Consider the following 13,253-nt stretch of genomic DNA (forward strand, 5'->3'; position numbering starts at 1 on the left):
AGAACGTTCGACCGGTGTTGCTCTGGGTACCAGCCCGACCGAGAGGAGCACGACCGATGGCCTCCCGACTCACTGCCGAGTCACGCACCCGCGCCCTGGCGGCGCTCGAGAGCTCGCAGGACTCCGCCACCGAGCTCGACGTCCTCGTCATCGGCGGCGGCGTCACCGGCGCCGGCATCGCGCTGGACGCCGTCACCCGCGGCCTGTCCACCGCGATCGTCGAGGCCCAGGACTGGTCCGCCGGCACCTCGAGCTGGTCCAGCAAGCTCGTCCACGGCGGTCTGCGCTACCTGCAGATGCTCGACTTCTCCCTCGTCCACGAGGCCCTGACCGAGCGCGACCTGCTCCTCAAGGAGCTCGCCCCGCACCTCGTCAAGCCGGTCCCGTTCCTGTACCCGCTCGAGCACCGCATGTGGGAACGCGCCTACGTCGGCGCCGGCATCGCCCTGTACGACACCCTCGCCTCGGTCGCCCCCGGCAAGCGCGCGATGCCGCTGCACCGGCACCTGACGCGCCGGCAGATCAGCCGCAAGTTCCCCGACCTGGCGCACGAGGCCGCCATCGGCGCCGTCCAGTACTGGGACGCGTCGGTGGACGACTCGCGCCTGGTCGCGACCCTCGTACGCACCGCCGTCGACTACGGCGCCCACGCCGCGACCCGCACCCAGGTCGTCGAGCTCACCAAGAGCGCCACGGGCACCGTCAACGGCGCCGTCGTCGTCGACCTGGAGACCGGTCGCGAGATCACCGTCCGCGCGCGGCACGTCATCAACGCCACCGGCGTGTGGACCGAGGACACCGAGGCCCTCGCCGGCGACGAGGGGGGCCTGCACGTGCTGGCCTCCAAGGGCATCCACATCGTCGTCCCCCGGGAGCGCATCAAGGGGCAGGTCGGCCTGATCCTGCAGACCGAGAAGTCGGTGCTGTTCATCATCCCCTGGTCCCGGTACTGGATCATCGGCACCACCGACACCCCGTGGGAGCTGGACCCGGTGCACCCGGTGGCCACGGCCGCCGACATCGACTACGTGCTCGACCACGCCAACGCCGTGCTGGCCCACCCGCTCACGCGCGAGGACGTCATCGGCACCTACGCCGGCCTGCGCCCGCTGCTGCAGCCGGGCACCAAGGAGGGCACCAGCTCGGCGAAGGTCTCGCGTGAGCACACCGTCGCCTCCCCCGCGCCCGGCCTGACCGTCATCGCGGGCGGCAAGCTGACCACCTACCGCGTCATGGCCAAGGACGCCGTCGACTTCGCCATCGGCCAGCGGGCGCACGCCCTGCCGTCGGTGACCCACCAGATCCCGCTCGTCGGCGCGGTCGGGCTGTCCGCCGTCCGGCGCCAGGCCCGGTCCTGGGCGCAGCGGTACGGCTGGAGCCCGGCGATGGTCGACCACCTCCTGCACCGGTACGGCTCCGCGCTGCGCGAGCTCGTCACGCTCTGCGAGGAGGACCCCTCGCTCGCCGAGCCGCTCGAGCACGCGCCGGCCTACCTGCGCGCCGAGATCCACTACGCCGTCAGCCACGAGGGCGCGCTGCACCTGGAGGACCTGCTGGTCCGCCGGACACGGCTCGTCTACGAGGTGGCGGACAAGGGCCGGGCCGCGCTGCCCGAGATCGCCGACGTCGTCGCACCCCTGCTGGGCTGGGACGACGCCACGAAGCAGAGCGAGATCGACAGCTACACCGCCCGGGCCGACGCCGAGGACGCGGCCGCCGCCGCGACCGACGACGAGGCCGCTGCCGTCGCGCGCGGCCGGGCCGGCGACGTGGCGTCGATGCGACCCCTGCGCACCTGAGAAGACTCCGGCCCGGCCGCCACCTGCTGGTGGCGGCCGGGCCGGGACCGGTACGTCGCGGCACCGCTGCCGCGGCACGACGACCCGGGCGAGGTCCCGGGAGACCAAGAAAGCGAGACGACGATGTCAACAGGCGAACTCTTCGTCACCGAGATGCTCGGGACCGGGATGCTGCTGCTCCTCGGTGCCGGCGTGGTGGCGAACGTCATCCTGCCCAAGAACAAGGGCTTCAACGGGGGATGGCTGCTCATCAACTTCGGATGGGGCCTGGGTGTGTTCTCCGGTGTGTACGTCGCCTTCGCGAGCGGCGCGCACATCAACCCGGCCGTCACCTTCGGCATCTGGGCCAGCGGCGCCGCGGAGTTCGGCCCCGGTATCCCCGTCACGCTGGCGAACGGCGTCACCTACATCGGCGCACAGATCGTCGGCGCGGCGCTCGGTTCGGCGATCGCGTTCCTCGCCTACAAGAAGCACTTCGACGAGGAGGCCCCCGCGGCGACGAAGCTCGCGGTCTTCTCCACCGGACCGGAGATCCGCTCCTACCCGTGGAACTTCGTCACCGAGGTCATCGGCACCTTCGTGCTGGTGTTCGTGGTGCTGAACTTCGGCAACTGGCCCGGTGACATCGGACCGCTCGCCGTCGCCCTGCTGGTGGTCGGGATCGGTGCGAGCCTCGGTGGCCCCACCGGCTACGCCATCAACCCGGCCCGTGACCTCGGCCCCCGCATCGCGCACGCGCTGCTGCCGATCAAGGGCAAGGGCTCCAGCGACTGGGGCTACTCCTGGGTGCCGGTCCTCGGCCCGATCGTCGGCGGCGTGCTCGCCGGCCTGCTCGCCCCCGTGGTCGCCTTCGGCTGAGACGCCCTCACGACCACCACCCCTACCGCAACGACGCACGAACGACACGAAGGACCCACCATGGCTGACTACGTCCTCGCGATCGACCAGGGCACCACGAGCTCCCGGGCGATCATCTTCGACCACTCCGGCCGGATCGTCTCGACCGGCCAGCTCGAGCACGACCAGATCTTCCCGCAGGCGGGCTGGGTCGAGCACAACCCCGAGCAGATCTGGAACAACGTCCGCGAGGTCGTCGGCCTCGCTCTCACCCGCGCGAACCTCTCGCACGACGACATCGCCGCCGTCGGCATCACCAACCAGCGCGAGACCACCGTCGTGTGGGACAAGACCACCGGCAAGCCGGTCTACAACGCCATCGTCTGGCAGGACACGCGGACGCAGGCGATCGCCGACCGCCTGGCCGGCGACGAGGGGCCCGAGAAGTACAAGTCGATCGTCGGCCTGCCCCTGGCGACCTACTTCTCCGGACCGAAGATCGCGTGGATCCTCGAGAACGTCGAGGGCGCCCGCGAGGCCGCCGAGCGCGGCGACCTGCTGTTCGGCAACACCGACACCTGGGTGCTGTGGAACATGACCGGCGGGACCGAGGGCGGCGTCCACGTCACCGACGTCACCAACGCCTCGCGCACGATGCTCATGGACCTCGACACGCTCTCGTGGCGCGAGGACATCGCCGCGGACATGGGCGTCCCGCTGTCGATGCTGCCGGAGATCCGCTCGTCGTCCGAGATCTACGGCCACGGCCGGGCCAAGGGCATGGTCCCGGGAGTGCCGATCGCCGGCATCCTCGGCGACCAGCAGGCCGCCACCTTCGGCCAGGCGTGCTTCGAGGTCGGCACCGCGAAGAACACCTACGGCACCGGCAACTTCATGCTGCTCAACACCGGCACGGAGAAGGTGGCCAGCGAGAACGGCCTGCTCACCACGGTCTGCTACAAGGTCGGCGACGCTCCCGCCGTCTACGCCCTCGAGGGAGCCATCGCCGTCACCGGATCGCTGGTGCAGTGGCTGCGGGACAACCTCGGCCTGTTCGACGACGCCCCGGACGTCGAGTACTACGCGAGCAAGGTCGACGACAACGGCGGGGCGTACTTCGTCCCGGCGTTCTCCGGCCTGTTCGCCCCGTACTGGCGCCCGGACGCCCGCGGCGCCCTGGTCGGTCTGACGCGCTACGTCAACCGCAACCACGTCGCCCGTGCCGCGCTCGAGTCCGTCGCGTTCCAGACCCGCGAGGTCATGGACGCCATGCGGGCCGACTCCGGGGTCGACCTGACCGAGCTCAAGGTCGACGGCGGCATGGTCGCCAACAACCTGCTCATGCAGTTCCAGGCCGACCAGGTCGGGGTCGACGTCGTGCGGCCCGAGGTCGCCGAGACCACGGCCCTCGGTGCGGCCTACGCCGCCGGTATCGCCGTCGGGTTCTGGCAGGGCGAGCAGGACGTCCGCGACAACTGGGTCGAGGGTCAGCGGTGGACGCCGTCCATGCCGCAGGACGAGCGCGAGCGGCTGTACCGCGAGTGGAAGAAGGCCGTCACGAAGACCTTCGACTGGGTCGACGCCGACACCAAGTAGTACTGCCGCCGAGGGGACGGCACGACCAGCACGACCGCGTTCACGCGCCCTGGGGGCGCTCCACTTCGGGAACGTCGACGGTCGCGCTGGTCGTGCCGTCCCCTCGGCTCGTCCAGGTTCGCACGGTGCCGGCCCCCGGCCCTGTCCACGCCACCGGACGTGCGGGTCGTCCGGCTCGTAGGGTGGTCGGGTGAGCAGCACCGTCACGAGCGAGTCCTCGTACACGATCCCCGGCGTCCACGTCACCGACCGCACCCTCACGGTCCCCCTCGACTGGACCGCTCCGGCCGACGACCGCACGCTGAGCGTGTTCGTCCGCGAGCTGGTCGCCCCGACCAAGCGGTCCGAGGACCTGCCTCTGCTGGTGTTCCTCCAGGGCGGCCCGGGCGGCAAGGGTCCGCGACCGACCGGCGCCGAGGGCTGGGTCGGCGAAGCGTTGAAGCGGTTCCGGGTGGTGCTCCTCGACCAGCGTGGCACGGGGCGCTCGACGGCGGTGCGCGCCGGTGCGCTGCAGCGGCTCGGCTCCCCGGAGGCCCAGGCGGAGTACCTCACCCACTTCCGCGCCGACTCGATCGTGCGCGACGCCGAGCACGTGCGGAACACCGTCTACGGCGGTCGACGGTGGTCCAGCCTCGGTCAGTCCTACGGCGGGTTCATCACCCTGACCTACCTTTCCTTCGCCCCCGAGGGCCTGGCAGCCTGCTACGTCACGGGCGGCCTGGCCGGCCTGCACGACAGCGCCGAGCAGGTCTACGAACGCACCCAGGCACGCGTCGTCGCGAAGAACGCGCAATACCGCGACCGCTACCCCGCCGACGTCGAGCGGATCGCGCGGATCGCCGACCGGATCGCCGTCGGTGACGTGCACCTGCCCGGTGGCGACCTGCTGAGCGTCGAGCGGTTCCAGTCGCTCGGGATGGCGTTCGGGATGGGCCCCGGGTTCGAGCGGGTGCACTGGATCGTCGACGAGGCCTTCGACGACGGCGTCCCGGACGAGCTGACCGACACCTTCCTCGCCGAGGTCGAGGCCGCGACGTCGTTCGCGACGAACCCGCTGTACGCCGTCCTGCACGAGTCCATCTACGCCGAGGGCGGGGCGTTCGTCCCCTGGGCTGCCGCCGAGGTCCGCGCCACCGACGGCGCGTTCGGACCCGACGAGCGCCCGCTGCTGTTCACCGGCGAGATGATCTACCCCTGGATGTTCGACCAGATCAGCGCCCTCCGCCCCTTCCGGGACGCGGCGCACGCGCTCGCAGCCCGACGCGACTGGCCCGCGCTGTACGACATGGAGGCGCTCGCCGCCAACGACGTACCCCTGGAGGCCGCGGTGTACTTCGACGACATGTTCGTCGACGCCGACCTGTCCCTCGACACCGCGGATCACGTGCGCAACGCCCGGGCGTGGGTGACGAACGAGTTCGAGCACGACGGCCTGCGCGCCGGGAACGTGTTCACCACGCTCCTGGACCGGCTCGACGCCCGCGGCGGTCCCCGCCCCGCGAGGTAGGCAACTCTTCGGCGAGGTAGGCAGGTTCCCGCCGAGGTAGGCCGGACCACGGCGAGGTAGGCAACTTCCCCACGAGGTAGGCCTACCTCGCGGGAAAGTTGCCTACCTCGGCCCAGGGTTGCCTACCTCGGCCCAGGGTTGCCTACCTCGGCCCAGGGTTGCCTACCTCGCGGAAGGGGGCGAGGCCCTCCTCGCCGAGCGCCGGGCCGACGACCTCGATCTCCGCCTCCGACGCCGCCACCACCTCGGCGCACGGCAGGCGGAACCCCGGCGGTCCCGGGGCCACCGCCCGGATGTCGGCCGCAGCGGTCCCGAACACGATCCGCCCGACGCCGGACCACACCAGTGCCGCCGCGCACATCGGGCACGGCTCGCCGCTGGCGAACATCGTCGCGCCCGCGACGGCGTCACGATCGCGCGGGCCGACCGCCCGGACCGCGTCCAGCTCGGCGTGCGACGTCGGGTCACCGGTCTGCGCGGCGGCGTTGCGGCCGGTCGCCAGGACCCGCCCGTCCGGGGCCACGAGCACCGCGCCGAACGACTTGTTGCCCTCGGCCTGCGTCTCGCGGGCGATCCGCAGCGCCTCGGCCAGGTGCGCCCGGTCCACCGGGGACAGCTCCACCGCACTCATGCCGACAACTCTACGGAGAGCCCGCGCCCGGCCGCCCGGGCGGCGTCCACCAGGAGCCGACCGATCACCACGTCGAGCAGCCCGAGGCCGACCGAGTCGAACAGCGTGATCTCCTGGGCCGAGCGCCGTCCCGGCGACCGACCGGCGACCACGTCACCGAGCTCGAGGCGACACGCCGCCTCGTCGATCGCCCCCTCGGCGATCGCCAGCAGCGCGTCCCCCGACTCGCCCAGCGCGGTCGACACCGAGTCCACGACGACCCGTGAGCGCGCCATCGCGACGCCGTCGACCTCCCGGTGGTCCGGGCGGGGCGGAGCCCCCACGACGTTGACGTGCAGGCCGGGGTGGAACCACTCCCCCCGCACCACGGGCTCGCGCGACGGGGTCAGCGTGCACACGACGTCGGCCGTCCCGACGGCGGCGGCCGGCGAGTCCACGCGGGTCACCTTGATCTCCGGGTGGCGCGCCGCGGTCCGTTCGGCGAAGGTCGCCGCCGTGGCGTCCGACCGCGTCCAGAACTGCACCTGCTCGAGCGGCCGCACGGCCGCCAGCGCACTGACGTGCTCCAGCGCCAGTCCCCCGGCACCCACGAGCCCGAGCACCCGGGCCGACGGCGGGGCGAGCCAGCGCGTGGCCACGGCGCTGGCCGCGGCGGTGCGCAACCGGGTGGGCAGTCCGCCGTCGAGCACCGCGACCGGTGCGCCGTCGTCGGCGTCCGCCAGCACGAGCACCGAGCGCTGGGCGGGCAGCCCGCGGCCCCGGTTGCCGGGGACGTCGGCGAGCAGCTTGGACCCGGCCAGCCCGGCCCGGCGGGACACGGCCGTCATCGGCAGGAAGTGGGCGGCGTCGTCCACGGCGGCGACGGCGAGCGGCGCCTGGGAGGCGGCACCCTCGGCCAGGTCGGCGAACGCCTTCTCGACGGCGTCGACGACGGCCGCGGGCGACACGAGCCCGGTGAGGTCGGAGCGGGTCAGGACGAGCGGCACGGGATCTCCGGAGGTCGAGCGGGCGGCGAGGGGCGGGACGGCAGGGGACGGCGCGGGGCCCGGCGGCCGCGTCACGACAGCCGTCCCTGGCGCACGAACGAGGTGTTGAGCCCGGCCGGAGGCCGGCTGTGGCTGACCAGACCGGCCACGGCGAGGAGCGCCAGCACGTACGGCAGCATCACGAGCAGCGCGAACGGCACGTCGACGCCGAGGGCCGGCAGCGTGAACTGCAGGGCCTGGGCGAGCCCGAACACGACGGCGGCGACGGCGACCCCGACGGGACGCCAGCTGCCGGCGATGACGGCGACCACGGCGAGGTAGCCCGTCCCGGCGGTCATGTTGTCGGTGAACGTGTGCACCTCGGACAGCGCGAGCTGGGTGCCCGCCAGGCCGGACAGCAGCCCGACCACGAGCACGGCGGCGAACCGCACGCGCAGGACGGGGATGCCGGAGCGGTCCGCGCTGGCGGCGTCCTCCCCCACGGCGTCCACGGCGAGGCCCCAGCCCGTGCGCCGCGACGTGAGGATCGCGAGCAGGACGACGACGGCGATGAGCACGTAGGCGAGCCCGGTCTGCCGGAACAGGGCGGGCCCGACGACGGGGATGTCGGCCAGCAGGGGGATCTCGATCCGCGCGAATCCGGGCACCTGTGCCCCGCGCTCCAGCAGGAGCCGTGCGCCGAACGTCGTACCGGCCAGTGCGAGGGCGTTGGCGGCCAGGCCGGTGACGATCTGGTCGGCCCGCAGCAGCACGCTGAGCACGGCCTGCAGCACTCCGACGAGCAGCCCGGCGACGGCGCCGCAGGCCACGCCGAACAGCGCCGAGCCGCTCGAGGTGGCCCCGACGACGGAGGCGAACGCACCGGTGAGCATCATGCCCTCGACGCTCATGGTCAGGACGCCGGCGCGTTCGCCGACGAGCTCGCCGCTGGCGGCGACGAGGACGGGGACGGCCAGCGCGATGCTCGCGACGAGCAGGTCCGTGAGGGTGGGGATCACGAGGAGACCTCCGGTGCGGTGCGGACGGCGGTGCGCGGGCGCCGCCGGGGCCGCCGGGGTGCGCTCCGGGACGTGCGGCGCACGGTCCAGATCGCGGTCCCGGCGACGCCGAGGATGATGAGGCTCTCGGCGATCTGGGTGATCGAGGCCGGCACGCCGGCGGCGAGCTGCAGGTTGATCCCGCCGGAGACGAGGAACCCGAGGGCCGCGGCGATGCCGACGGCGGCGGTGAAGGAGCCCCGGGCCAGCAGCCCGACGACGAGCCCGGAGAACCCGTACCCGGAGGCCAGGCCCTCGTCGAGCACGTGCGGCACGGAGGCGACGAGGACGCCGCCGGCGACGCCGGAGGTGGCGCCCGCCGTCGTGAGCGCCGAGAACCGCAGCCGGTCCACCGGGAGCCCGAGGCGCAGCGAGGCGGGCCGGGACCGGCCGACGGCCTCCAGCCGGACACCGGTGGCCGTGCGACGCAGCACCACCGAGCCGACGACGGCGCCCGCGAGGGCGAGCACGACGGCCGCCGTGGCCGGGGACTCCGGGATCCCGAGCAGGGGCAGGTGGGCGGGTTCCACGAGCGGGGAGGACTGCGGGAGCGTCTCCGAGCTCGTGACGGGCTGGCGCAGGAGGGCCTCCTCGTGGATGGACAGCACGAGCACGGCGACGCCGACGAAGTTGAGCAGCAGCGTCGTGATGACCTCGCTGACCCCCCGGCGCACGGCGAGCCAGGCCGCGATCGACGCCCAGGCGGCGCCGCCGACCGCGGCGGCCAGCAGGAGCAGCGGCAGGGCGACGGCGGCCGGGACGTCGGGCGGCAACGAGGTGCCGACCGCGGTGGCGGCGACGGCACCGAGGGCGATCTGTCCCTCGCCGCCGACGTTCACCAGACCCGCGCGGTGCGCGACGAGGAACCCGGTGGCCACGAGCAGCAGCACGGCCGCGACGTTGAGCGAGGACCCGATCGCGTACGGCGTGCCGACCATGCCCTCCCACAGGGCGGTGGCGGCCTCGGCCGGTGTCGCCCCGGCGAGCGCGGCGAGCACGGTGCTGACGGCCAGCGCCCCGAGGACGGCGGCGAGCGGCACCAGGACGGGTCGGGCGTCCAGGAGGCGGTCGCGCCAGGCGGTGCCCGTCGGCGCGGCCGGTGCCGGCGCCGGCGGGGCGCCGCCGGCGTCGGCGGGGACGACGTCGGTGGTCGGTCCCGTGGAGGTCGGGGCGGTCATGCCGTGGCTCCCGTCATGAGGTGGGCGACGCGCTCGCGGGCGTCGGGTCCGTCGGTGGGCACCGGCCCGCGCAGACCGCCCCGGTAGGCGACGTGCACGCGGTCGCAGAGGACCAGCAGCTCCGACAGCTCGCTCGAGACCACGAGCACGCCGACGCCGGCGTCCGCCGCGGAGCGCAGGTGGGCGACGACGTCGTCCACCGCGCCGAGGTCCAGACCGCGGGTGGGCTGCGCCGCCACGACGCAGCGCAGCGGGTCGAGGCTGAGCTCGCGGGCCAGGACGGCCTTCTGCTGGTTCCCGCCGGACAGGGACGACATCGGGGCGTCGAGGCTCGCGGTGCGCACGTCGAAGCGCTGCGTCAGGTCGAACGCGGCGGCGTGCATGGCACGGCGGTCGAGCAGCCCGAGGCGGCGGAAGCGGTGGAGCTTGCCCAGCAGCAGGTTGGTGGTGACGCTGAGCCCGGTCACCACCGCCTCGTGGTGGCGGTCCTCGGGCACGACGCCGAGGCCGAGGGCCGTGCGACGTCGCGGCCCGACCCGGGTGACGTCGACGCCGTCGAGCAGGACGGCCCCGGCCGAGGCCGGCAACGCCCCCGACAGGGCGGCGACGAGCTCGCTCTGGCCGTTGCCCTCGACGCCGGCGATCCCCACGATCTCCCCCGGCCGGACCGACAGGTCGACGCCGTCCACGCGTCGGGCCCCCTCGGCGTCGTCCACCGTCAGGCCGTGCACGGCGAGCACGGGCTGCGCCGCCTCCGCCTCGGCCCGGGGACGCGCGACCGCACGCGCGGGGATCGCTCCGCCGTCGTCGTCCGGCGCGCCGGACACGACGCCGACGCTCGCCGCCAGCACCGGGTCGAGGCTGGAGGCGTCGCGCCCGACCATGAGACCGACGAGGTCGGCCGCCTCGAGCCCGGCGCCGTCGACGCCCGGCTCCCCGGCGGTGCCGCCGCGGCGGGCGAGCGGGCCGCTCCCGGCGACCCGCCCGTCGCGCAGCACCGTGGCCCGGTCGCCGACACGCATCACCTCGCCGAGCTTGTGGGTCACCAGCACGACGGCGGTCCCGGCCGCGGCGACCCGTCGGCACGTCGCGAGCAGGCTGTCGACCTCCTCGGGCCCGAGGACCGCCGTGGGCTCGTCGAGCAGCAGGATCGCCGGCTCGTCGAGGAGCGCCTTGACGATCTCGACGCGCTGGCGGGCCCCGACGCTCAGGTCACCGGCCCGGGCTCCGAGCTCGACCTCCAGCCCCAGGGTCTCGGAGATGGCGGACAGCCGCGCGGACAGCCCCGCCCGGTCGGGGCGCAGACGGCGCACGCCCCGACCGAGCAGCAGGTTCTCCTGGACGGTGAGCGTGGGCACCAGGGAGAAGTGCTGGTGGACCATCGCCACCCCGCGGGCGAGCGCGTCCGCCGGCGAGGAAGGAGCGAACCGCTCCCCCGCGAGGAGCACCTCGCCGGCGGTGGGCGGCAGCGAGCCGAACACGATGTTGCACAGCGTGGACTTGCCGGCGCCGTTCTCGCCGAGCACGCAGTGCACCTCCCCGGCGGCGATCTCCAGGTCGACGGTCTCGAGCGCCGTGTGGGCGCCGAAGACCCGGGTCACGCCCCGCAGGGCGAGGGCGGGCGCCGTCGTGCCGGTGTCCTGGTGATCGCGTGCCGGGGCCGGCGGGTGGGTCGTCGGCATGGTCGGCTCCTCTCGGTCGTGGTCGCCCGGTGCGGGGCTGGTGGTCCGGTCCGGCGGGACCGGGTCAGTACGGGGCGACCTCGCCGTCGGCGACCGACGCGGTGATCTCCTCGAGAGCGGCGACGGTCTCCGGGTCCTCGGTGCACAGCACGAACTCGGTCCCGTCACGGTCGGTCGTCAGGCCGAACGGCACCTGCGCGGCCTCCCAGGTGCCGTCGAGGACGGACTGCACCGCGTACTCGACCTCGGTACCGATGTCGGTGCGGACGTAGCCGACGTACGGGCTGTCCGCGGCGCACTCGCCGGGGATGGGGCCGCCGATCATGGACGTGCCGGCGTCCTGGGCGGCCTGCTCGATGCCCTGCTTGCCGAGGTTGACGATCTGACCGATCACGTCCACGCCGACGCCGTAGTTCGCGGCGGCGGCCTGCTTGGCCTTGGCCGGGTCGTTGAAGTCGCCGAGGTACTGCGGGGTGACGACCTCGGTGCCGGGGGCCGCGGCCTCGGCGCCGTTGGCGAACGCGACCGAGGCGTTGACGATGGCCGGCAGCTCGACGCCGCCGATGAAGCCGACCTTGCCGGTCTCGGAGGACAGTGCGGCGACGGCGCCCGAGAGGTACTCGGCCTCGGCCTGCTGCGGGTCGTAGTAGGCGAGGTTGTCCAGGGGCTCGGCGTCGGCGGGTCCGCCGATCTCGACGAACGTCACGTCGGGGAACTGCGGGGCGACCTTGCGCAGGTCGGCGTCCGTCTGGCCACCCACCGAGATCACCAGGTCGGAGGTGCTGGCGAACCGCACGAGCGTCTGCTCGTAGTCGGCGGCCGCCACCTCCTCGACGAACGACATCTCGACCTGGTCGCCCAGCTCCTCCTCGACGCGCTGGTAGCCGAGGTAGGCCGACTCCATGAACCCGGTGTCCGACGTCGAGCCGGGCAGGAACACGCCGACCGCGAGCGCCTCCTCCGCGGCGGCGGGTTCCTCGTCGGCGTCGGTGCCGGCGTCGGCCGACCCGGTGCTGCAGGCCGTCAGGGCGACGAGCCCTCCGGCGAGGACGGCGCCGACGGCGGCGGTGCGACGGGCGGAGCGGTGCGGGCGGGCGGTGGCGGTGGGGCGGATGGTGCGCATGGAGTCCTCCTGGTCGAGTTAGCGGTATACCACTAATCGAGGAGTCTGCTGCCCCTGTGTTTCCGATGGATCAATCAGCCGTAAAGGGTGCGTGACCGACCGCACACCGCGTCCCGGGGAGGCCTCCCCGGGCGCCGGCTCAAGGGGTCTGCCGCCCCCGGTTGCGGGTGCGCGTCACCGCGACGGGGTCGATGGGCGCGGACGCCCACGTCTCCGCGAGCGCCAGGCTCGGCTCCCGGCCCGACGTGACGTGCCGGTGCGCGAGGTCGGCCACGGCGTCGGCGTCCCGCGCCTCGATCGCCGCCAGCATCGCGGCGTGCTCCTCGCACTGCTCGTGCGTGTCGCGCCGCTTCGTCAGGTGGAACAGCCAGCGCACCCGGGCGTCCAGCGGCGCGAGCATCGACTGCAGCAGCGGGTTGCCGCACGCCTGGACCACCACGGCGTGGAACCCGGCGTTCGCGGCGGCCGTCGCCGCGTCGTCCCGCCGCGCCAGGGCGTCGCGGGCGGCGTCGACGGCGGCCGACATCGCGGCGAGGTCCGCTGCGGACCGACGCAGGGCGGCCAGCCGGAAGGCGAGCACCTCGACGCTCTCTCGGACCTCGAACAGGTGCTCGACGTCGTCGCGCGTGAAGGGTGCCACCAGAGCGCCCTGCCGCGGGACCAGCACGACCAGGCCCTCGCTCTCGAGCTGGTGCAGCGCCTCGCGCAGCGGGACCCGGGAGACACCCAGCTCCGTCGCGATGTCGCGCTCGACCAGACGCTGCCCCGGGGCGAGGTCCAGCCCGATGATGCGCGCCTTGAGCGTCTCGTACGCCGTCTCGCGCAGGGAGCGACGGGCACCGTCGAGGGGGGCGGGGCTGATGGTCACGCCCCCGAT

11 protein-coding genes are annotated in these 13,253 nt (G+C 73.8%); 4 read left to right on the forward strand and 7 right to left on the reverse strand.

Going from position 1 to position 13,253, the window contains the following annotated elements:
* Positions 1-56 precede the first annotated feature (56 nt).
* The 4 genes from V5O49_RS12905 (at position 57) to V5O49_RS12920 (ending at position 5,739) form a co-directional block, all read left to right on the forward strand.
* On the forward strand, positions 57-1,799 hold the full coding sequence (locus V5O49_RS12905) for a glycerol-3-phosphate dehydrogenase/oxidase (RefSeq protein ID WP_332902552.1): 1,743 nt from the start codon (positions 57-59) through the stop codon (positions 1,797-1,799).
* 123 nt (positions 1,800-1,922) lie between these two features.
* Positions 1,923-2,657 carry an MIP/aquaporin family protein gene (locus V5O49_RS12910; RefSeq protein ID WP_278236432.1) on the forward strand — a complete coding sequence of 245 codons (735 nt, stop codon included), beginning with the start codon at positions 1,923-1,925 and terminating at the stop codon, positions 2,655-2,657.
* Between the two features lie 60 nt (positions 2,658-2,717).
* The gene (gene glpK / locus V5O49_RS12915) at positions 2,718-4,232 is read left to right on the forward strand and encodes a glycerol kinase GlpK (protein ID WP_332902553.1); all 1,515 of its coding nucleotides are present in this window, start codon (positions 2,718-2,720) and stop codon (positions 4,230-4,232) included.
* A gap of 190 nt (positions 4,233-4,422) precedes the next feature.
* Entirely contained in the window at positions 4,423-5,739 is a 1,317-nt protein-coding gene (locus tag V5O49_RS12920) for an alpha/beta fold hydrolase (RefSeq protein WP_332902554.1), read from the forward strand.
* Positions 5,740-5,881: 142 nt separating this feature from the next.
* Here V5O49_RS12920 and V5O49_RS12925 read toward each other — a convergent pair whose 3' ends face one another.
* The 7 genes from V5O49_RS12925 to V5O49_RS12955 all read right to left on the reverse strand — a co-directional run bounded on the left by V5O49_RS12925 (position 5,882) and on the right by V5O49_RS12955 (position 13,244).
* On the reverse strand, positions 5,882-6,370 hold the full coding sequence (locus tag V5O49_RS12925; protein WP_332902555.1) for a nucleoside deaminase: 489 nt from the start codon (positions 6,368-6,370) through the stop codon (positions 5,882-5,884).
* The gene (locus tag V5O49_RS12930) at positions 6,367-7,356 is read right to left on the reverse strand and encodes an ornithine cyclodeaminase family protein (RefSeq protein ID WP_332902556.1); all 990 of its coding nucleotides are present in this window, start codon (positions 7,354-7,356) and stop codon (positions 6,367-6,369) included. The genes V5O49_RS12925 and V5O49_RS12930 overlap by 4 nt, the downstream gene beginning before the upstream one ends.
* Positions 7,357-7,427: 71 nt before the next feature.
* The gene (locus V5O49_RS12935; protein WP_332902557.1) at positions 7,428-8,354 is read right to left on the reverse strand and encodes an ABC transporter permease; all 927 of its coding nucleotides are present in this window, start codon (positions 8,352-8,354) and stop codon (positions 7,428-7,430) included.
* Positions 8,351-9,571, reverse strand: a complete 1,221-nt coding sequence (locus V5O49_RS12940) for an ABC transporter permease (protein WP_332902558.1) — start codon at positions 9,569-9,571, stop codon at positions 8,351-8,353. Before V5O49_RS12940 ends, V5O49_RS12935 begins: the two co-directional genes overlap by 4 nt.
* Positions 9,568-11,253, reverse strand: coding sequence for an ABC transporter ATP-binding protein (locus V5O49_RS12945; RefSeq protein ID WP_332902559.1), 1,686 nt, complete (start codon positions 11,251-11,253; stop codon positions 9,568-9,570). Before V5O49_RS12945 ends, V5O49_RS12940 begins: the two co-directional genes overlap by 4 nt.
* Before the next feature lie 64 nt (positions 11,254-11,317).
* Positions 11,318-12,376 (reverse strand): BMP family ABC transporter substrate-binding protein, encoded by a 1,059-nt coding sequence (locus V5O49_RS12950; protein WP_332902560.1) that lies wholly within the window; start codon positions 12,374-12,376, stop codon positions 11,318-11,320.
* A gap of 139 nt (positions 12,377-12,515) precedes the next feature.
* Positions 12,516-13,244: a GntR family transcriptional regulator gene (locus V5O49_RS12955; RefSeq protein ID WP_332902561.1), complete on the reverse strand. Its 729-nt coding sequence runs from the start codon at positions 13,242-13,244 to the stop codon at positions 12,516-12,518.
* Between the last annotated feature and the right edge of the window lie 9 nt (positions 13,245-13,253).

This window comes from Isoptericola haloaureus, assembly GCF_036689775.1.
GTDB classification, from domain to species: domain Bacteria; phylum Actinomycetota; class Actinomycetes; order Actinomycetales; family Cellulomonadaceae; genus Isoptericola; species Isoptericola haloaureus.